18 protein-coding genes are annotated in these 18,899 nt (G+C 67.0%); all 18 read right to left on the reverse strand.

Going from position 1 to position 18,899, the window contains the following annotated elements; all coding sequences use genetic code 11:
• Window positions 1–4: 4 nt before the first annotated feature.
• Complete coding sequence (locus tag AAE021_RS09720) at window positions 5–1,804, reverse strand: proline--tRNA ligase (protein WP_342022141.1); 1,800 nt, start codon at window positions 1,802–1,804, stop codon at window positions 5–7.
• Window positions 1,805–1,996: 192 nt separating this feature from the next.
• The gene (locus AAE021_RS09725; protein WP_342022142.1) at window positions 1,997–2,716 is read right to left on the reverse strand and encodes a hypothetical protein; all 720 of its coding nucleotides are present in this window, start codon (window positions 2,714–2,716) and stop codon (window positions 1,997–1,999) included.
• Window positions 2,716–3,471 (reverse strand): hypothetical protein, encoded by a 756-nt coding sequence (locus AAE021_RS09730; protein WP_342022143.1) that lies wholly within the window; start codon window positions 3,469–3,471, stop codon window positions 2,716–2,718. The genes AAE021_RS09725 and AAE021_RS09730 overlap by 1 nt, the downstream gene beginning before the upstream one ends.
• Before the next feature lie 126 nt (window positions 3,472–3,597).
• Window positions 3,598–4,524, reverse strand: a complete 927-nt coding sequence (locus tag AAE021_RS09735; protein ID WP_342022145.1) for a GNAT family N-acetyltransferase — start codon at window positions 4,522–4,524, stop codon at window positions 3,598–3,600.
• Window positions 4,478–5,644 carry a flavodoxin-dependent (E)-4-hydroxy-3-methylbut-2-enyl-diphosphate synthase gene (gene ispG, locus AAE021_RS09740; protein ID WP_342025368.1) on the reverse strand — a complete coding sequence of 389 codons (1,167 nt, stop codon included), beginning with the start codon at window positions 5,642–5,644 and terminating at the stop codon, window positions 4,478–4,480. Before ispG ends, AAE021_RS09735 begins: the two co-directional genes overlap by 47 nt.
• 109 nt (window positions 5,645–5,753) lie before the next feature.
• A complete protein-coding gene (locus tag AAE021_RS09745; protein ID WP_342022146.1) occupies window positions 5,754–6,044 on the reverse strand; it encodes a YciI family protein in 291 nt (96 codons plus the stop codon).
• A 26-nt stretch (window positions 6,045–6,070) separates the two neighbouring features.
• Window positions 6,071–6,610 carry a hypothetical protein gene (locus tag AAE021_RS09750; protein WP_342022147.1) on the reverse strand — a complete coding sequence of 180 codons (540 nt, stop codon included), beginning with the start codon at window positions 6,608–6,610 and terminating at the stop codon, window positions 6,071–6,073.
• A complete protein-coding gene (locus AAE021_RS09755) occupies window positions 6,610–7,329 on the reverse strand; it encodes a MarR family transcriptional regulator (RefSeq protein ID WP_342022148.1) in 720 nt (239 codons plus the stop codon). The genes AAE021_RS09750 and AAE021_RS09755 overlap by 1 nt, the downstream gene beginning before the upstream one ends.
• A gap of 150 nt (window positions 7,330–7,479) precedes the next feature.
• The gene (locus AAE021_RS09760; RefSeq protein WP_342022149.1) at window positions 7,480–8,826 is read right to left on the reverse strand and encodes a site-2 protease family protein; all 1,347 of its coding nucleotides are present in this window, start codon (window positions 8,824–8,826) and stop codon (window positions 7,480–7,482) included.
• Window positions 8,827–8,875: 49 nt separating this feature from the next.
• A complete protein-coding gene (gene dxr / locus AAE021_RS09765) occupies window positions 8,876–10,123 on the reverse strand; it encodes a 1-deoxy-D-xylulose-5-phosphate reductoisomerase (RefSeq protein ID WP_342022150.1) in 1,248 nt (415 codons plus the stop codon).
• A 99-nt stretch (window positions 10,124–10,222) separates the two neighbouring features.
• Window positions 10,223–10,897, reverse strand: a complete 675-nt coding sequence (locus tag AAE021_RS09770) for an NAD(P)-binding oxidoreductase (RefSeq protein WP_342022151.1) — start codon at window positions 10,895–10,897, stop codon at window positions 10,223–10,225.
• A gap of 63 nt (window positions 10,898–10,960) precedes the next feature.
• Window positions 10,961–11,758: a CoA ester lyase gene (locus AAE021_RS09775; RefSeq protein WP_342025369.1), complete on the reverse strand. Its 798-nt coding sequence runs from the start codon at window positions 11,756–11,758 to the stop codon at window positions 10,961–10,963.
• A gap of 87 nt (window positions 11,759–11,845) precedes the next feature.
• Entirely contained in the window at window positions 11,846–12,337 is a 492-nt protein-coding gene (locus tag AAE021_RS09780) for a MaoC family dehydratase (RefSeq protein WP_342025370.1), read from the reverse strand.
• A gap of 31 nt (window positions 12,338–12,368) precedes the next feature.
• The gene (locus tag AAE021_RS09785) at window positions 12,369–13,010 is read right to left on the reverse strand and encodes a CoA transferase subunit B (RefSeq protein ID WP_342022152.1); all 642 of its coding nucleotides are present in this window, start codon (window positions 13,008–13,010) and stop codon (window positions 12,369–12,371) included.
• Between the two features lies 1 nt (window position 13,011).
• Window positions 13,012–13,776, reverse strand: a complete 765-nt coding sequence (locus AAE021_RS09790; RefSeq protein WP_342022153.1) for a CoA transferase subunit A — start codon at window positions 13,774–13,776, stop codon at window positions 13,012–13,014.
• Window positions 13,777–13,866: 90 nt separating this feature from the next.
• Window positions 13,867–15,042: an acyl-CoA dehydrogenase family protein gene (locus AAE021_RS09795; protein ID WP_342022154.1), complete on the reverse strand. Its 1,176-nt coding sequence runs from the start codon at window positions 15,040–15,042 to the stop codon at window positions 13,867–13,869.
• 32 nt (window positions 15,043–15,074) lie between these two features.
• Window positions 15,075–17,201 carry a biotin carboxylase N-terminal domain-containing protein gene (locus AAE021_RS09800; protein WP_342022155.1) on the reverse strand — a complete coding sequence of 709 codons (2,127 nt, stop codon included), beginning with the start codon at window positions 17,199–17,201 and terminating at the stop codon, window positions 15,075–15,077.
• A gap of 6 nt (window positions 17,202–17,207) precedes the next feature.
• Complete coding sequence (locus tag AAE021_RS09805) at window positions 17,208–18,812, reverse strand: carboxyl transferase domain-containing protein (protein ID WP_342022156.1); 1,605 nt, start codon at window positions 18,810–18,812, stop codon at window positions 17,208–17,210.
• Between the last annotated feature and the right edge of the window lie 87 nt (window positions 18,813–18,899).

An 18,899-nucleotide genomic window follows, 5' to 3' on the forward strand; every position in this document is an offset into this window, starting at 1 on the left:
GGTGCTACTGCGCTGAAGCGCGGCGCACGTACTCCACCGCTTCAGCCACCGGAACGTTTTCGGCAACGCCGGTGGCGCGGTCCTTGATCTCAACGACGCCGTCGGCCAGGCCGCGGCCAACCACCAGGATGGTGGGCACGCCGATGAGCTCGGCGTCGCCGAACTTCACGCCCGGGGAGACCTTGGGCCGGTCATCGTAGATAACTTCCAGTCCCGCGGCTTCCAGTTCCTCGGACAGGGCAGCAGCCGCTGCGAAGATTTCCTCGCCGCGGCCGGTGGCCACCACGTGGACGTCGGCCGGAGCGACGGAGCGCGGCCAGACAATACCCTTATCGTCATGGTTGGATTCGGCCAGGGCGGCCACCGCACGGGTCACGCCCACGCCGTAGGAGCCCATGGTCACGGTGACCAGCTTGCCGTTCTTGTCCAGGACCTTCACGCCCAGCGCTTCGGCGTACTTGCGGCCGAGCTGGAAGATGTGGCCCATTTCGATGCCGCGGGCTGCTTCGAGCGGACCGGATCCGTCCGGAGCCTCGTCGCCCTCGCTGACCTCGACGGCCTCGATGACGCCGTCCCAGGTGAAGTCGCGTCCTGCTACAAGGCCGATGACGTGCTTGCCGGCCTCGTTGGCGCCGGTGATCCAGCTGGTGCCGGAAACGACGCGCGGGTCCACCAGGTACAGCAGGCCGGTGGCGGATTCGGTGCCGAGGACCGGCGCGTCCACGGACAGGCCCGGGCCGATGTAGCCCTTGACCAGGCCGGGGTGCTTCTTGATGTCCTCATCGGTGGCGGCGTCGACTTCCAGCTCGCCGCCGATCTCCACGTGCGCGGCGATGTTCGCTTCGATGCGCTTGAGGTCCACGGCACGGTCCCCGGGGACGCCGACGACGACGATCCGGCGTTCGCCGGTGGGCAGCGTCACGGCCAGCACAACGTTCTTCAGGGTGTCCGCCGCTGTCCACTCGCCGGATTCCCGGGCGAAGCGTGCGTTGACGTCGGCCACCAGGGTGTCGATGGTCGGGGTGTTGGGGGTCTCCACGACCTTCGCCGCGGGGGCGCCGGTGAAGTCGATCTCGGCCGGAGGGACGGTGGTGACGGCTTCGACGTTGGCGGCGTACCCGCCCGCTGAGCGGACGTAGGTGTCCTCGCCAACCGGCGTCGGGTGCAGGAATTCCTCGGACTTGGAGCCGCCCATGGCGCCGGAGACCGCCGACACGACAACGATTTCCAGGCCGAGGCGTTCGAAGATGCGCAGGTAGGCGCCGCGGTGCGCCTGGTAGCTGGCCTCCAAGCCGTCGTCGTCAATGTCGAAGGAGTAGGAATCCTTCATGATGAACTCGCGCCCGCGCAGCAGGCCGGCGCGCGGACGGGCTTCGTCGCGGTACTTGTTCTGGATCTGGAACAGCGAGACCGGCAGGTCCTTGTACGAGTTGTACAGGTCTTTGACCAGCAGCGCGAACATTTCCTCATGCGTGGGAGCCAGCAGGTAGTCGTTGCCCTTGCGGTCCTGCAGTCGGAAGAGGTTGTCGCCGTACTCAGTCCAGCGGTTGGTGGCTTCGTACGGTTCACGCGGCAGCAGGGCCGGGAAGTGGACTTCCTGGGCGCCGATGGCCGCCATTTCCTCACGGATGATGGTTTCCACCTTGCCGAGCACCCGCAGTCCCAGCGGCAGCCAGGAGTAAATGCCGGGAGCGGCGCGGCGGATGTAGCCGGCACGCACCAGCAGGCGGTGGCTGGCGACGTCGGCGTCGGAAGGGTCTTCGCGCAGGGTGCGCAGGAAAAGGGTGGAAAGTCGAAGGACCACGCTGGGTATCCGTTTCTGCAGCCCGTGGCTGCATTCAAGCTGGGACAGTATTCAAGCTGGGAGAAAAAGGAAAATAACGCTCCCCTCTAATCTAGCGTGTGCCGCCGCCCCTGCCGGACATGCGGTACGACGACGGCGGGGCCGGACCTGGGGTGCAGGTCCGGCCCCGGCGCGTACGCGTGAGGTGTGCTGCTACTTCTTTTCGAGCTCGCTGAGGGCGGCGTTAATGGATTTCTCGGCCTCAGCCACCGCACCTTCTGCGTCTGCGGGGTCAAACAGAGTGACGCTGAGATTCAGGGTGCCCGAGAGTCCGCTGACCTGGATGGTTGAGGCTTCGCCCCCGTCTGCCCGGGTAATGACGCTCCGGTAGGCCTGGGTGGACGGGGCATCGGTGGAAGCCTCAAGGCTCTCCACCGAGCCGTTGATGACTCTCCCGTCAGCCTCCATCTGGAACTCGGCGCAGTCCTTGACCAGCTGTGCGCTGCTCTCGGCCTGCTTTTCCAGGACGGACGCGTCCTTGTAGCTGATCAGCATCAGCGTGTCGCTGTCATTGATCCCCACGGTGCCAAGGTTTCCCTCGCCGATCTTTTCGTCGAAGAAGGAAGAGACGAGGATGTTGCACTGCTCGGGCGTCGCCGTGATACCCGAGAGGGTGGCCTCCTCCATCTGCGGACGCAGTGTGGCGTCATTTTCCACGTCACCGGTCAGGCCCTGGGCCGTCTTGACCGCGGTCAGTGCGGCTTCAAGCTCGTCCGCCGAGTACTGATCCTGCCCTACGGCCAGGGTGGGTGTGGGTGACGGCGAGTCTGCGGCAGGGGAATCCGCCGCGGCGGAGTCATCGGAGCTGCCGCAGCCCGAGAGTGCAAAGATGCCGGCTACCAAGAGTGCGCTGGCTTTCATGGACTTGTTCATTACTTCTCCAGTTCGGCGAGCACGGCGTTGATCAGTTCCTCAGCCGCGCCCTGGGCACCCGCAGCGTCAGCGGGGTCGCTCATGCTGACGGTGATGTTGGTGGTGCCCGAGAAGCCGCTGATCTGAAGGGTTGTTGTTGCCTGGCCCTCGACATTGATGGCGACACTGTAGGCCTGGGTGGTGACTGCATCGGTGGAGGAAGGGACCTCTTCGGCGCTGGCGGTCAGCACCTGTCCGCCCGTTTCCATGGTGAATTCCGCGCAGTCGACCATCTGCTGGTCGTTGTTCTTGACCTGGCTGTCCAGGAGCGATGCATCTTCGTAGCTGATGACCGTCAGCGAATCCGTTTCGCTGAGCTGCATGATGGCCACCGTGGAGCTCTCGATCTTTTCCGAGAGGTTGGCCGTCGCCAGGGCGCTGCACTCTTCGGGCGTGATTTTGATGTCCGCGAAGGCGTCTTCAACCCCGGCCAGTTCGGGGCGCACGGCCGCATCATTGGCGATCTGTCCGGTCAGCCCCTGATCTTCCTTCACGGCCGTGAGGGCCGCTTCCAGTTCGTCTGCGGTGTACTGCTTCTCGCCAGCTGCCGGAGTGGGCGTGGGTGTGGGTGTCGGTGATGCTGATTCGGCCGGGGCCGAGGCTGAAGAGTCTGGCGCAGCGTCCGCCGACGAGGCGGAATCATCCGAGCTGCCGCAGCCCGACAGCGCAAAAATACCGGCGACAAGGAGCGCGCCGGCTTTCATGGACTTGTTCATTATGTGGTTCCCCCAGTTTGGTTCCCGCGGCCGGATGGACCCGGCAGCGGAGTTGGTGCTCTCAGCGCTTCCGTTTCATTGGAAGCACACTGAGCATCCTACTGAGGTGGCCGCTCTCACATGAAATCAGAAGAGGATGGTGGCGAAGGTGCCCACCTGCTCGAATCCCACGGTTTCGTAGGTGGCGCGGGCCGGGGCGTTATAGGAATTGACGTACAGGCTGACCACGGGCGCCACCTGCCGGGCCGCCTCCACCACCGCGGACATGTAGGGCGCGCTGAGGCCCCGTCCACGGTAGGCAGGGTTCATCCACACGCCCTGGATTTGGACGGCGCCGCTGGACACGGTGCCGAGTTCGGCCTTGAAGACCACCTGGCCGGACGGGTCGAAGTCCACCAGCGACTGCTGCCGCGCGATCAGCGACTTGACCCGCTGCCGGTAATGGTGGCTGCCCCCGGCGACGGGCGAGTACCCGACCTCTTCCTCGAACATGGCAGCGCAGGCGGGCAGCAGGACGTCAAGCTCCGATGGCTGGGCGTACCGCAGCCCCGGAGCCGGCTGCACCTGGGAGACTCCGGTCATTTGCAGCAGCGGCTGGTCGGGGCGCACGTCAAAGGGCTGCGGGCTGGAATGCTGCAGCTGGGACCAGAGCGAAAGCACTGCCTCGGCTGGCCCGAAAATGGACGAGTACCGCCGGCCGGACCGGGCCAGGTAGGCGCCAAGCTCGGGGCCGGTGTCGGCGGTTACTCCAACGGGCACCACGTTCACGCCTACCCAGCAGGCTGCGGTGAGCTCATCGTCGTCGAAAACGCCGACGACCCGCCCGCCCGCCGTGGTGGGGGCGGCGGTGCGGGTCGTTTCAAGGTGGGACAGCAGGAAGATGTTCGCCACCGGGTCGGTTTCCGCCAGGGCCCAGAGGGCAGCGGTGTCTGCGTCCTCCAGGATGCGCAGCGTCCCGGAGGCGCCGCCGCGGATTTCCTGCCCGCTGCGGCCGTTAACGCCGGTCTTAGCCGACAGTAACCATGGGGCCACCCGTGCCAGCATTTTCGCCATCGGATTCCCCCATGCTCTCTGCGATCTTCATAGCCTCTTCAATGAGGGTCTCAACGATCTGGTCTTCGGGAACAGTCTTGATGACTTCTCCCTTCACAAAGATCTGGCCCTTGCCGTTGCCGGAGGCCACTCCGAGGTCAGCTTCGCGGGCTTCGCCCGGTCCGTTGACAACGCAGCCCATGACCGCGACGCGGAGCGGAACCTCCATGCCTTCCAGCCCGGCGGTCACCTGCTCTGCGAGAGTGTACACGTCCACCTGGGCGCGGCCGCAGGACGGGCAGGACACAATTTCCAGCTTGCGCGGGCGCAGGTTCAGCGACTGCAGAATCTGGTTGCCCACCTTGATTTCCTCCACCGGAGGAGCGGACAGCGACACGCGGATGGTGTCGCCGATGCCCTTCGACAGGAGTGCGCCGAAAGCGGTGGCGGACTTGATGGTTCCCTGGAACGCCGGCCCGGCTTCGGTGACACCGAGGTGCAGCGGCCAGTCGCCGCGTTCCGCGAGGAGCTCATAGGCGCGGACCATGACCACGGGGTCATTGTGCTTGACGGAAATCTTGAAGTCGTGGAAGTCGTGTTCCTCGAACAGGGACGCTTCCCAGACTGCGGATTCCACGAGGGCCTCGGGGGTTGCCTTGCCGTATTTGGCGAGCAGCCGCGGATCCAGCGAACCGGCGTTGACGCCGATGCGGATGGAGGTGCCGTGATCCTTGGCGACCTGGGCGATTTCCCGAACCTGGTCGTCAAACTTGCGGATGTTGCCCGGGTTGACGCGTACCGCGGCGCAACCGGCTTCAATGGCCGCAAACACGTACTTGGGCTGGAAGTGGATGTCGGCGATCACGGGGATCTGCGACTTTTTCGCAATGATCGGCAGTGCCGCTGCGTCGTCGGCGCTGGGGCAGGCAACCCGGACAATGTCACACCCGGAGGCCGTCAGCTCTGCGATCTGCTGCAGGGTGGCGTTGATGTCCGTGGTGGGCGTGGTTGTCATGGACTGAACGCTGATGGGCGAATCTGATCCAACCCCCACCGATCCCACTTTGATTTGGCGGGTCTTGCGCCGCGGCGCGAGAGTGGGCGGCGGTGCTGCTGGCATTCCAAGGTTGACCGAGGTCAAAACGTCCTCCATGTGCCTCATCGGCAGTTATTCGGCTAAAGCGCACTGCGGATGCGCTAATCCATTATCCACCCGCACCGATGCGTGATGTGCGGATATCGTTCAGGGCTTAGACAAGATCGGCAAAAGCGCCGATAACCGGCTTCCACTGCGTGGTTTTCATTCCCGAGATGGCGCCGACGGCGGCAAAGGGGTCCTGCATCAGCAGGTTGGAGAGATCGACGTCGTCCTGCGCAGTGAAGATCAGCAAGGCGCCGGCGCCGTCCGTGAACGGACCCGAGGCCAGCAAGCGTCCCTGCTCCGCCAAACCGGCCAGCCACTCACGGTGGGTGGGGCGGTGCTCATCACGGATGGCGGCGGAATCGGCGTCGTACACGTATTCAACTGCAAAAATGCTCATGGGCTCAAGCCTACGGGATCGCTGGCTCAGAGCAGGAAGGCGCGGGCGGCGGCAGCAACGCCAACAGCCCACAGCATGGAGGTCAGCGTCCCGATAATAAAGCGCTCGGCTGCTGCGGGTGTGTCTTTAAGCTCTGCATACCGGCCCAGGCCCTTGATGGCCACGACGTAGGCAATCGCCACCGGTTCGGAAGCCAGCACCGAGGCTGCCACCGCAAGCCGTTCGAGGACTCCAATCACCAGCCCGCCGCGCAGCACGGATCCCGGCACCGGGGCGCTGCGCGCGGTCCTTCCTGGTGTGTGGCCGGCGATTCTGTCTGCGGACCGCGGCGGAGTTTGCGCCGGGGAGCCTGCCGGCGCCGGCTGCCCGCCCAGCGGCTGGCCGGCGGAGACCCTGGTTCCGGCACTGAGCTCGGCGTCCAGGTCCTGGTCCGCGGCGGGGTCCGTGTCGGAGAACGGCGGCCCCGAGTTTTCCACCGCCCGGGCCAGCCGCAGCACCGCGGCAGTCACCGGCCAGCCCAGGAGGCCCGCAGCGGCCAGGGTCAGGACAATCCAGACAAACTCCATCAGCTTCTTCCCTCTCCCCCGCCGGATTGCCCGTCGGACTGCCCGTTTGGGCGACCGTCGGACTGCCCGTTTGGGCGCCCGTCGGACTGCCCGTTTGGGCGCCCGTCGGACTGCCCGTTTGGGCGCCCGGACTGCCCGTTGGCCAGGGCAAGGAGGACGGCTGCAGCGGGACGGGCCGCCCACTCCTCCTGCCACCCGGCGCGGGCTATGGTCTTGCCCACTGACTGTGGACTGATGCCGAGCTTACGGGCCGCGGCGCTCTGGGCGCCCCAGGTTCCGGGTTCAACGTGCTCCAGTATCCGCCACTGTTCCGCGGTCCGGTCCCGGATGAGTCGCCCAAGCAGCACCAGCACGGCTTCGGCTTCGGCCGCACCGGCGGGACCGGTCACCGCCACGGGCGGTCGGTCACCCGTTTTCTTGGCCCGCTCCACGGCGTCCCGGGCTGCGACAAACGCGGGTCCGGAAGCTTCCCGCGTGCTGGCCGGCAGTGGCGTTTCCACCTCCCCAATCCCGATGCCCACGGACCAGTGGCCGTCCCGCAGGGCCCGCAGCGCTGCCTCCACAACTGCGCCGGCGTCGGCCGAAAGTCCCTGGACCTCGTCCCCCACCGACCGTTCAAAGGGCAGCTCCATGGGGAGGCCGCCCAGCAGCGACAGCAGGTCCGGAACCCGGTCCCGGCCGCTGCGGCTGCCCTTTTGGTCAATGGTCAGGACGAACATGGGCGCACAGACCTGCGGTTGAAAATCATATTGAAACCGTATCCGGTTGTAATTGGAATCACAACCGTATTTGGCTTCAAGTTGCTGCGCTGTTCCCGCTCGCCGCTGGTTCGTTGCTGCGCTTCGCCGCTGCGCGGCTGGTGCCCCGGCTTAGTTGAACAGGCTGACCGGCTTCACGATGTCCGCGTAGATCAGCAGAGCGGTCATCCCCATGAACAGGATGGCCACGACATACGTCACCGGCAGCATCTTGGCCAGGTCAAAGTGTCCCGGGTCCGGGCGCTTGAAGAGCTTGGCAACACGCCGGCGCAGCCCCTCCCAAAGGGCGCCGGCCACGTGGCCGCCATCAAGCGGCAGCAGCGGAATCAGGTTGAAGACGAAAAGCGCCAGGTTGACGCTGGCCACCAGTCCCAGCAGGGAAGCCACGCGGCTTTCCACCGGTACGTCTTCCAGGGAGGAGATCTCGCCGGCAATCCGGCCCACGCCGACAACGCTGATGGGTCCGTTGGGATCCCGCTCTTCCGACGAGAACGCTGCCTGGGCCACGTCGACAACGCGCTGCGGCAGGTTGATGACCACGCCGGCGATGTTCTGCAGGTTCTCCCCGACGGCGGGCAGCACCTCAGAGCCGGGTTGGCGGACCAGCTCGGTGGAGGCGGCAACACCGATGAAGCCAACCTCCCGGGTCACGGGGTTGCCGGCGTCATCCACCACGGGGGCGCCGTCGTCGTCAGCTACGGGACGTTCGGTCAGCAGCGGGGTGATCACGGTGTCCCGCTCGACGCCGTCGCGCTCGTAAGTGATGGGAACGGAGCGGCCGGCCGCTTCGCGGATGCGTGCGGAGAGGTCATCCCAGGACGTGACGGGGCTGCCGTTGAAGGCGATGATTGTGTCCCCGGGCAGCAGTCCAGCCTCGTAGGCCGGAGCCGCCGGATCCGCCTCGGTGCATTCCGTCTGCCCCTGCTCGGCCTTATCCGAGGTGATCACGCACTGGTTGACCTCGGCCAGCGTGGTGGTGCTTTGCGCGGTTCCAAAGCCCATCAGCAGTACGGCAAACAGCACGACGCCGATCACCAGGTTCATGAACGGCCCGCCGAGCATCACGATGATGCGCTTCCAAATCGGCAGGTTGTAAAACACCCGGTTTTCGTCTCCGGGCTGAAGCTGCTCGGCGGCCACGGCGCGGGCATCGGTGGCCAGCTGCTGGAACATGCCGGTGCTGGAGCTGCGGACCGTTCCATCGGCGTCGTTGGTCGTATTCGGGGGGTACATCCCGACCATCGAAACGTAGCCGCCCAGGGGCAGCGCCTTGACGCCGTATTCGGTCTCACCGCGGCGGCGCGAAAAAACGGTGGGCCCGAACCCGATCATGTACTGGGTCACCCGGACCTTGAAGGCCTTGGCCGGAACCAGGTGGCCCACTTCATGCAGCGCAATGGACACGGCGATGCCCACCGCCACGAACAGGACGCCCAGGATGAAGAGGAGAACGGTCAACGAATTTCCTTTGGATCAATCGGGTCAAGCGGTTGAAGGGCCGGCACGGTCAGCGCCCGCAGCGCCTGCGTGCTGCGGCCCTGGCCCACGATTCCGCCGCCAGCACCGATTCCAGCGTCAGCGGCGCAGTGTCGGTGTGTTCGGCCAGTACGGCGGCGATCGTATCAACGATGTCTGTGAATCCGATGAGTCCGTCGTGGAACGCGTCCACGGCTTCCTCGTTGGCGGCGTTGTAGACGGCCATGCCGGTTCCGCCGGCCGCGGCGGTGCGCTTGGCCAGCGCGACGGCGGGAAAGGCCTCCTCGTCCAGCGGTTCAAAGGTCCATGAGGTCGCCTTGGACCAGTCGCAGGGTGAGGCCGCACCGGGCACCCGGTGCGGCCAGCCCATGCCCAGCGCGATCGGCAGCCGCATGTCCGGCGGGGAGGCCTGGGCAATGGTGGAGCCGTCCACGAACTGGACCATGGAGTGCACCACGGACTGCGGATGAACGACGACGTCGATCCGCTCCAGGGGCACGTCGAAGAGCAGGTGGGCTTCGATGACTTCGAGGGCCTTGTTGACCATGGACGCCGAGTTGGTGGTGACCATCCGGCCCATCTTCCAGGTGGGGTGTGCCAGTGCCTGGTCCGGTGTGACGTTGGCCAGTTCGCTGCGGGTCTTGCCGCGGAACGGGCCGCCGGAGGCAGTGACAATGAGGCGGTCCACTTCCTGCGCCGTGCCCGAGCGCAGTGCCTGCGCCAGCGCGGAGTGTTCGGAGTCCACGGGGACCAGCTGTCCGGGAGCGGCGGCGCGCTTCACGAGTTCACCGCCGACAATCAGGGATTCCTTGTTGGCCAGGGCCAGCAGGTGTCCGGCTGCCAGCGCAGCGAGCGTGGGCTCCAAGCCGATGGACCCGGTGATCCCGTTCAGGACCACTTCGGCTTCGGGCCAGGCGGCAATGGCCGTTGCGGCATCCTGGCCGGTGAAGAGTTCCGGATCGTAATCGGAAACCCCGGCGGCAGCGGCGGCCTCCTGCACCGCCCGGCGCAGGGTGGCGGTGTCCACGACGGCGGCACCGACGGCGGCTGCGCGCGTGTGGACCGCCTGCCGGGCGAGCAGGTCCAGGTTGGACCCGCCGGCGGCCAGGGCCACAATGGTGAACCGTTCCGGAGCGCCGTCGGCCACATCGATGGCCTGCGTGCCGATCGAGCCGGTGGAGCCCAGGAGCACCACGCGGCGCGGCACGCCCTCGGTGCTGCCAAAGGGCCGTGTAGCTGCTGCTGCGGACGGGGTGCCGGAAGACGCTGAAAGCTGCATGGTTCCAGTATCGCGCACCGACGCTGCCCGGGGTGTCCGGAACTGCACCGGCGCCGGCGGCGCGGGACCTCAAGCGTGCGCAGCTAAAGGCCACGGGACCTAAAGCGTAATGGGAAGCGCCGCCACGGCATCCGGGATGCTCGTGGAACCGGAGACAACCGACAGCGTCTGCCGGCTGCCGCGTCCGGTGTTGATCAGCTCGGCGAGGACGGCGGCAACATCATGCCGGGGAACGCTGCCCTGTTCCTCCGCCGGCCCCAGCTCCACCAGCCCCTCGGCCGCGTCATTGGTCAGGTGCCCCGGGCGCAGGATGGTCCAGTCCAGGTCGCGGGTCTTGAGGTCCTCTTCGGCCGCCAGTTTGGCCACGAGGTAGGCGTAGTAAACATCATCAATGCCCTCCGGCCGGGCATCGTCCCGGACGGAATCCAGCCCCGCCGCGGAAATCTGCACAAAGCGTGACACGCCCGCCTGCTCGGCCCCGTCCGCGAGCAGCACGGCGGCGCCGCGGTCCACGCTGTCCTTGCGGGCCGCACCGCTGCCCGGCCCGGCACCGGCGGCAAACACAGCCGCATCGGCTCCGGTCAGGACCTGGATCACGTCGTCGCTGGTGCTGTTTTCCAGGTCGATGACAACCGGGGCCGCTCCGTCAGCCTCGACGTCGTCCGCCTGGTCCGGATTGCGGATCAGTCCGGCGACATCGTGGCCGTGGGCGGCCAGCAGCCGGCCCAGTTCGCGGGCAATCTGTCCATGGGCTCCTGCTATGACTATGCGCATCTTACGAAGGTAGCGCAGCACCCCGGCAGCTGTCCGGAGTCAGGCAGGAAATGGAGTATTTCCTCAGCGTCCGGCGCGGCTCAGCGTCTGCTGGGCCTGCTTCAGCAGCGGACCATCAATCATTTCGCCGCGAAAGTTGAACACGCCGCCGTGGTTGGCCGCTTCGGCGATGACCTCAGTTGCGTAGGCAACTTCGTCGTCGGACGGCGCGTACGCGGCGCGCACCGCCGCCACCTGCCCGGGATGGATGCAGGCCTTGGCGGCGAAACCCGACGCCGCGGCGTCGCGTGCTTCAATCTCCAGCCCGTCCGTATCCTTGATGTTGCCGTAAATCGAGTCCACGGCCCCCTTGCCAAACGCTCCGGCCACCAGCAGCACAGTGGCTCTGGCGTGCTGCGCAACCCCGCGGTAGCTGCCGTCCGGGCTTCGGCTGGACTCGCCGCCGAGCGAAGCCACCAGGTCCTCAGCACCCCACATCAGGGCTTTCACGCACGGGACCTGCGCGATTTCCGCAGCGCGGACAACACCCAGCGCCGTTTCCACGAGCGCGACCACGGCGAAGTCCGCGAGCGCGGCGCCGATGGCCGGGGCGTCTTCGGCCTTGGCCAGCATCAGGGTCCGGTACTCAGTCTGGCGCACCGCAGCCAGGTCCTTCTCGAAGTCCCCGGTCCCCAGGGGGTTCACCCGCACGATGGTGGTGGCGGGATCCAAATCCGAAGCGGCCAGGTTTCGCCGTGCAGCCTCCTTATCGGCGGGGGCGACGGCGTCCTCCAGGTCCAGGATCACTGCGTCGGCGCGGTCGGCGGCCTTGGCAAACCGTTCGGGGCGGTCCGCCGGGCAGAACAGCAGGGCAGGTCCCATGGGGAATGTTGTCACGCGGGTATCTCCTTCACGTCCGGGGTTTGGGTCCAATCTATCTGCCGGCCCATCTGTCGGCGCAGGCGCGGCTCACGGCAGCTGCTGCTCGCCCGCTGCCCGCGTCCAGACCAGTGCGGTCCGCGTGCAGCGCCCCACCACGTCACCGTTTTGGTTCCTGCCCGTGTGCGCCAGCGTGATAATTCCCTGCCCGGGCCGGGAGGAGGACAGCCGCTTCTGGATCACCTCGGTGTCCGTATACAGGGTGTCCCCGTGGAAGAGGGGGTGCGGGAAGCTGATCTCTCCGAGGCCCAGCTGCGCCACCAGGGTGCCCTGCGTCAGCTGCCCCACGGACTGGCCCACCATGGTGGCCAGGGTGAACATGGAGTTCACCAGCCGCTGCCCAAACGGCTGCCCGGCGCTGTACGCGGCGTCCAGATGCAGGCCCTGGGTGTTCATGGTCAGGGTGGTGAACAGGACGTTGTCCGCTTCGGTCACGGTGCGTCCGGGACGGTGCCGGTAGACGGCCTCCGGCTCGAACTCCTCGAACCACAGCCCGCGCTGTTCGATGATCCGCGGCGCCATTGCCAGCTCCTCGGTCCCGGCGTCGGGCTCCTCATACGTCAAGGGAAACCTCCAGGGGTGCTCCGGTGGCCGCCACCACTTCCTCCACGCTGACGCCGGGCGCCGTTTCGCGCAGGATCAGTCCCTCGGGGCCCACCTCGATGACGGCGAGGTCGGTGACAATCAGGTCCACGCAGGCGCGCCCGGTCAGCGGGAGGGAACACTCGGCCACGATCTTCGGATTGCCGCTGCGGTCCGTGTGGTCCATCATCACGATCAGCCGCTTGGCCCCGAACACAAGGTCCATGGCTCCGCCCATGCCCTTGACCATTTTCCCGGGGATCATCCAGTTGGCCAGGTCCCCGTTGGCCGCCACTTCCATGGCTCCGAGCACGGCCACGTCCACGTGCCCGCCGCGCACCATGCCAAAGGACGCCGCGGAGTCGAAGAACGATGCGCCGGAGTTCACCGTGACGGTTTCCTTCCCGGCGTTGATCAGGTCCGGATCCAACTGGTCCTCAGTGGGATAGGGGCCGACGCCGAGCACCCCGTTTTCGGAATGCAGCACCACTTCCACGCCCTCGGGGATGTAGTTGGGAATCAGCGTGGGCATGCCGATGCCGAGGTTGACGTACTGTCCGTTTTCCAGCTCGCGGGCCACGCGGGCGGCGAGTTCATAGCGGGTCAGTGCCATGTCAGGAGTCCTTTCCGGCGGGCGTGACGGTGCGCTTTTCGATGCGTTTCTCTCCCGGGCCGGCATGCACCACCCGCTGGACAAAGATCCCGGGTACGTGCACGGACGCAGGATCAAGCTCGCCCGGTTCCACCAGCTCCTCCACCTCGGCGATGGTGATGCGTCCGGCCATGGCGCAGAGCGGGTTGAAGTTCATGGCGCTGGCATGGAACACCAGGTTGCCGTGCCGGTCCCCCTTCCAGGCGTGGACCAGCGCGAAGTCCGGCGTCAGGGACTCCTCGAGCACATACTCCGCGCCGCCGAACGTGCGCACTTCCTTGGGCTCCGAAGCCTGCAGGACCCCGCCCTCGCCGTCGTACTTCTGCGGCAGCCCGCCCTCGCTGACCTGGGTGCCAACCCCGGCGGTGGTGTAGAAGGCGGGAATGCCCGCACCGCCCGCGCGCAGCTTTTCCGCCAGGGTGCCCTGCGGGGTCAGGATGACCTCCAGCTCCCCGGCCAGGAACTGGCGGGCGAACTCCTTGTTCTCGCCCACGTAGGAGCTGACGGTTCGGCGGATGCGGTGATCCGCCAGCAGCCGGCCGAGTCCCCAGTCATCCACGCCGCAGTTGTTGCTGACGGTTTCCAGGTCCCCCGCGCCCTGGTCATGCAGGGCGTCGATCAGTGTCACCGGGATGCCGCACAGTCCAAAGCCGCCCACGGCCAGGGACGCCCCGTGCGGAATGTCGGCCACCGCAGCGGCTGCCGTGGGTATCACTTTGTCTATCATCGATCCATCCGTTCGTTCGTCTCCGTTGACCAACCTGCCGCCGCCGTCACCGGCAGCGGACACCGGCACCCGGTGCCCGGTCCGCCTATCCTAGAGCCCCAGTTCGCGGGCAATGAGCATCAGCTGGACTTCGGTGGTGCCCTCGCCCACTTCGAGGATCTTGGAGTCGCGGTAGTGGCGGGCCACCCGGAACTCGTTGATGAAGCCGTAACCGCCGAAAATCTGTGTCGCGTCGCGGGCGTTGTCCATCGCCGCCTCGCCAGCCACCAGCTTGGCCATGGCGGCCTGCGTCTTGAACGGCTTGCCGGCCAGCATCCGGGCCGCTGCGTCATAATAGGCCAGCCGGGCGGTGTGGGCCCGGGTCTGCATGCGGGCGATCTTGAAGGAAATGGCCTGGTTGGTGCCGATGGCCGCGCCGAAGGCCTGCCGCTCCTTGGCGTAGCGCAGCGCCTCCTCCACGCATCCCTGCGCGGCGCCCGTGGCCAGCGCGGCAATCGCGATGCGCCCCTCGTCCAGGATCTGCAGGAAGTTGGCAAACCCGCGGCCCTCGGCGCCGAGCAGGTTCGCCTCCGGTACCCGGACGTTGTCCAAGGTCAGCGGATGCGTGTCCGAGGCGTTCCAGCCCACCTTGTTGTAGGCCTTTTCGGCGGTGAAGCCCGCCGTGTCGGTGGGCACCAGGATGGTGGAGATCTGCTTCTTGACCTTGGTGCCGCCGCTGCCGTCCGGAATTTCGGTGCTGCCGGTGACCGCCGTGACGGTGACCAGGCGGGTGATGTCGGTGCCGGAATTGGTGATGAATTCCTTGGTCCCGTTGATGACCCACTCCCCGTTGTCCCGGTGGGCGTTGGTGCGGGTGCCGCCGGCGTCGGATCCGGCCTCGCTTTCGGTCAGGCCGAAGCCGGCGAGCGCCTCACCGGAGGCGAGCATCGGCAGCCACTGCTGCTTCTGTTCCTCGGTGCCGAACCGGTACAGCGGCATGGCCCCGAGCGAGACCCCGGCCTCCAGGGTGATCGCCACGGACTGGTCCACCCGGGCAAGCTGTTCCAGGGCCAGCGCCAGGGCGAAGTAGTCTCCGCCCATGCCGCCGTATTCCTCCGGGAAGGGCAGCCCGAACAGCCCCATCTCCCCCATCTGTGCCACCACCTTGTAGGGGAAGCTGTGCTCCTCGTCGTGCTGCGCTGAGACCGGGGCAACCACGGTGTCCGCGAAGTCACGGACCGTATCCACCAGGTCCTGGTAGTCCTCGCTGAGTTCAAAGTCCGGCATGTCCTGCTCCTTTGGGAAGGCGTTGTTCAGGTTTACTGAGTGATCGGTCCGGTGCTGCTAACTGCTGCAGTGACGGGTTCAGCGTCCGTGGTGCCCCGTTCCGTGTCGGGGGTGACCACGGCCAGCACCTGCTCGGCCTTGACCAGGTCACCGGGCCTCAGGTTCATTGACACCGTGCCGCTGACGGGAGCGGTGAGCTGGTGTTCCATCTTCATGGCCTCCACGCTCAGCAGCGGCTGGCCCGCGGTGACCCGCTCGCCGTCGGCCACTGCCACGGCGGTCACGGTACCGGGCATCGGCGAGCGCAGCACCGGGTCCGCGGCGCCGGCAGCCCGCCCGGCCGCGGCGCGTTCCGCGGCCAGCAGCTCGGCCCGGGTCCGCAGCCGCAGCTCCGCGGCATATCCTCCATCGGCAACCCACACCGTGCCGCCGGCCGCCCCGGCGGTGTCCCCCGTTGGCCCGGGCGCCACCGCCAGGGTGACCGGATGCATCACGCCGTCGAGCGTCACCAGGGCGCGGTCCCCGTCCCGCCGCAGTGATGCGCGGCGCTGCGGCCCTCCATTGATGCTGAGAAGGGTGTCGGACGCGGTTCCGCTCAGGGTGGCGACGTCGTCGTCGGCCCCCGGGGAGGCAGCGGCAAAGGTAAGGGTGAGCGGCTGCCGGGCACCCATCCGCCAGCCGTCAGCGCGCCGCCAGGGCGAGCGCTCCGCGGTCCGGGACGTGCCAGGCGCAGCCAAGGCCGCCGCCTGCACCAGCGCCGCAGCCGCCAGTTCCGGTTCCGAGGGGCTGCGGAACTGAAGCCCGGGCAGCTTGCGCTCAATCATGGTGGTGTCCAGCCGCCCGGCCCTCACGTCCGGATCGTTGATCAGCAGGCGCAGGTACTCGGTGTTGGTTCCAATGCCCAGGATCAGGGTCTGCGCCAGGGCAGCGTCCAGCCGGTCCAGTGCCGTTTCCCGGTCCGGGCCCCAGGCGATGACCTTGGCCAGCATCGGATCGTAGCTCGAGGACACCGTCAAACCCTCCAGCAGGGAAGAATCCACGCGGATCCCCTCCCCCGCTGGCTCACGCAGTGAATGGACCCGGCCGGAGGTGGGCAGGAAGTCCCGTGCCGGGTTCTCGGCATACACGCGGGCCTCCACGGCGTGACCGGTCAGCCGGACATCGGCCTGGGCCAGCTGCAGCTTTTCTCCGGCCGCGATGCGGATCTGTTCCTCCACCAGGTCCAGCCCGGTGACCATTTCCGTTACCGGATGCTCCACCTGCAGCCGGGTGTTCATTTCCATGAAGAAGAACTCGCCGGGCGAGGCGTCGGAGACGAGGAACTCCACCGTTCCGGCGCCCGTGTAGTCCACCGACCGGGCCGCTTCGCAGGCAGCTTCGCCGATCCGGGCCCGGGTGGTCCCGTCCAGCAGCATGGACGGTGCCTCCTCGATGACCTTCTGGTGGCGGCGCTGCAGGGAACACTCGCGCTCCCCCAGGTGGATCACGTTGCCGTGCGTATCGGCCAGGATCTGCACCTCAATGTGCCGGGGCACGCTGATCAGCCGTTCCAGGAACAGGGTGTCATCACCGAAAGCTGACGCGGCAACCCGGCGGGCTGTCGGCAGCACGGCCGGCAGGTCCTCTGCCCTCTCCACCGCATGCATGCCCTTTCCGCCGCCGCCGGCCGATGGCTTGATCAACAGCGGAAACCCGATATCCGCGGCCGCCGCTATCAGCTGCCCGTCGCTCAGGCCTGGCTCGGCAATGCCGGGCACCACGGGCACTCCGTGGGATGAGACGTGGTTCTTGGAGCGGATCTTGTCCCCCATCACGTCGAGGGCATTCACCCCGGGGCCAATGAAGACAATCCCGGCGGCTTCCAGCGCCCGGGCGAAATCGGCGCTTTCGCTGAGGAACCCGTAGCCGGGATGCACAGCCTGGGCTCCGGTGGCCCGGCAGGCGGCCAGGACGGCCTCCACGTTGAGGTAGCTTTCCCGCGGGGCGGCCGGACCGAGCCGGACGGCAACGTCGGCCTCGCGCACGTGCCGGGCGCCGGCGTCGTCGTCGCTGTAGACGGCCGCGGAGCGGATGCCCAGCCGGCGCAGGGTGGCAATGATCCGGCAGGCAATTTCGCCGCGGTTGGCCACGAGGACGGTGTCAAAAAGTGCGTTGGTCATGTCCGCTCACATCCGGAACAGGCCGAAGGAGGTCTCCGGCAGCGGGGCGTTGGCGCACACGTCCAGGGCCAGGCCCAGGACGGTGCGGGTGTCCGCCGGGTCAATGACGCCGTCATCCCACAGCCGGGCCGTGGAATAGTACGGGCTGCCCTGGGTCTCATACGTCTCGCGGATGGGTGCCTTGAAGGTCTCTTCGTCTTCGGCGCCCCACTGCTCACCGCGAGCTTCGAGCTGGTCCCGCTTCACCGTGGCCAGGACCGAGGAGGCCTGGGCACCGCCCATAACGGAAATTCTCGCCGCCGGCCACATCCAGAGGAACCGCGGACTGTAAGCGCGGCCGCACATGGAGTAGTTGCCGGCCCCGAAGGATCCGCCCACCACCACTGTCAGCTTCGGAACCCGGGCGGTGGCGACGGCGGTGACCATCTTGGCGCCGTTCTTGGCGATGCCGCCGGCCTCGTAGTCCCGGCCGACCATGAAGCCGGAGATGTTCTGCAGGAAAATCAGCGGGATGCCGCGCTGGTCGCACAGCTGGATGAAGTGCGCGCCCTTGAGCGCGGACTCGCTGAACAGGACGCCGTTGTTCGCCACGATCCCCACCCGGTGCCCGTGCAGCCGGGCGAAGCCGGTCACCAGGGTGGCGCCGTATTCCTTCTTGAACTCGGAGAATTCACTGCCGTCCACCAGCCGGGCGATCAGTTCGCGCACGTCATACGGTGTCTGCAGGTCAGCGGGCACGGCGCCGTAAATTTCATCCCCGGAGTACGACGGCGGCCGGCCGGGCAGCACTTCCCAGGCCGGGTCCTGCCCGGGGAAGGTCTCCACGATGCTGCGCACAATTTCCAGGGCGTGGGCGTCGTTGTCGGCCAGGTGGTCGGTGACGCCGCTGATGCGCGAATGCAGGTCCCCGCCGCCGAGTTCCTCAGCGGTGACAATTTCGCCAATGGCAGCCTTCACCAGCGGCGGGCCGCCCAGGAAGATGGTGCCCTGGTTGCGCACAATGACGGTTTCATCGCTCATGGCCGGCACGTAGGCACCGCCGGCGGTGCAGGACCCGAGCACGGCGGCGATCTGCGGAATCTTCCGCGCTGACATCTGCGCCTGGTTGAAAAAGATGCGGCCAAAATGCTCGCGGTCCGGAAACACGTCGTCCTGCCGGGGCAGGAACGCGCCGCCGGAATCCACCAGGTAGATGCAAGGCAACCGGTTTTCCAGCGCGATTTCTTGTGCCCTCAGGTGCTTCTTGACGGTCATCGGATAGTAGGTGCCGCCCTTGACGGTGGCGTCATTGGACAGCACCATCACCTGCCGGCCCTGGACCAAGCCGATCCCCGCGATCAGGCCGGCTCCGGGGCACTCGTCGTCGTACATGCCGTTGGCGGCAAGCGGCGATATCTCCAGGAAGGGGCTGCCTTCGTCCAGCAGCCGGTCCACGCGGTCGCGCGGCAGCAGCTTTCCCCGGGCGGTGTGCCGCTCCCTGGACCGTTCGGGTCCGCCCAGCGCGGCGTCGGCCAGGCGCTTGCGCAGGTCCGCCGCCAATTGCTGCTGGGCTGCGGCGTTGCTGGCAAACTCCGGGGAAGCTGGGTCCAGCCGGGTTACAAGGGTCTCCATTGACGTCTCTCTCTCAGCGGGCTGCCTCAGGTTCCGGAGGACCGGCTCTCAGTTAATAACCGCTAACTCAAAACAGGTTATTGGTTA

The sequence above is a fragment of the Arthrobacter citreus genome, assembly GCF_038405225.1.
GTDB lineage: Bacteria > Actinomycetota > Actinomycetes > Actinomycetales > Micrococcaceae > Arthrobacter_B > Arthrobacter_B citreus_A.

Excerpts from the sequence above, each read along its gene's own strand:
- AAE021_RS09770 (WP_342022151.1), bottom strand. The coding sequence starts at position 10,897 with ATGCGCATAGTCATAGCAGGAGCCCATGGACAGATTGCCCGCGAACTG.
- AAE021_RS09735 (WP_342022145.1), bottom strand. The coding sequence starts at position 4,524 with ATGGCGAAAATGCTGGCACGGGTGGCCCCATGGTTACTGTCGGCTAAG.
- AAE021_RS09800 (WP_342022155.1), bottom strand. The coding sequence starts at position 17,201 with ATGACCAACGCACTTTTTGACACCGTCCTCGTGGCCAACCGCGGCGAA.
- AAE021_RS09755 (WP_342022148.1), bottom strand. The coding sequence starts at position 7,329 with ATGTTCGTCCTGACCATTGACCAAAAGGGCAGCCGCAGCGGCCGGGAC.
- AAE021_RS09805 (WP_342022156.1), bottom strand. The coding sequence starts at position 18,812 with ATGGAGACCCTTGTAACCCGGCTGGACCCAGCTTCCCCGGAGTTTGCC.
- AAE021_RS09795 (WP_342022154.1), bottom strand. The coding sequence starts at position 15,042 with ATGCCGGACTTTGAACTCAGCGAGGACTACCAGGACCTGGTGGATACG.
- AAE021_RS09780 (WP_342025370.1), bottom strand. The coding sequence starts at position 12,337 with ATGGCGCCGCGGATCATCGAACAGCGCGGGCTGTGGTTCGAGGAGTTC.
- AAE021_RS09730 (WP_342022143.1), bottom strand. The coding sequence starts at position 3,471 with ATGAACAAGTCCATGAAAGCCGGCGCGCTCCTTGTCGCCGGTATTTTT.
- AAE021_RS09745 (WP_342022146.1), bottom strand. The coding sequence starts at position 6,044 with ATGAGCATTTTTGCAGTTGAATACGTGTACGACGCCGATTCCGCCGCC.
- AAE021_RS09790 (WP_342022153.1), bottom strand. The coding sequence starts at position 13,776 with ATGATAGACAAAGTGATACCCACGGCAGCCGCTGCGGTGGCCGACATT.
- AAE021_RS09750 (WP_342022147.1), bottom strand. The coding sequence starts at position 6,610 with ATGGAGTTTGTCTGGATTGTCCTGACCCTGGCCGCTGCGGGCCTCCTG.
- AAE021_RS09725 (WP_342022142.1), bottom strand. The coding sequence starts at position 2,716 with ATGAACAAGTCCATGAAAGCCAGCGCACTCTTGGTAGCCGGCATCTTT.
- AAE021_RS09785 (WP_342022152.1), bottom strand. The coding sequence starts at position 13,010 with ATGGCACTGACCCGCTATGAACTCGCCGCCCGCGTGGCCCGCGAGCTG.
- dxr (WP_342022150.1), bottom strand. The coding sequence starts at position 10,123 with ATGCAGCTTTCAGCGTCTTCCGGCACCCCGTCCGCAGCAGCAGCTACA.
- AAE021_RS09775 (WP_342025369.1), bottom strand. The coding sequence starts at position 11,758 with ATGGGACCTGCCCTGCTGTTCTGCCCGGCGGACCGCCCCGAACGGTTT.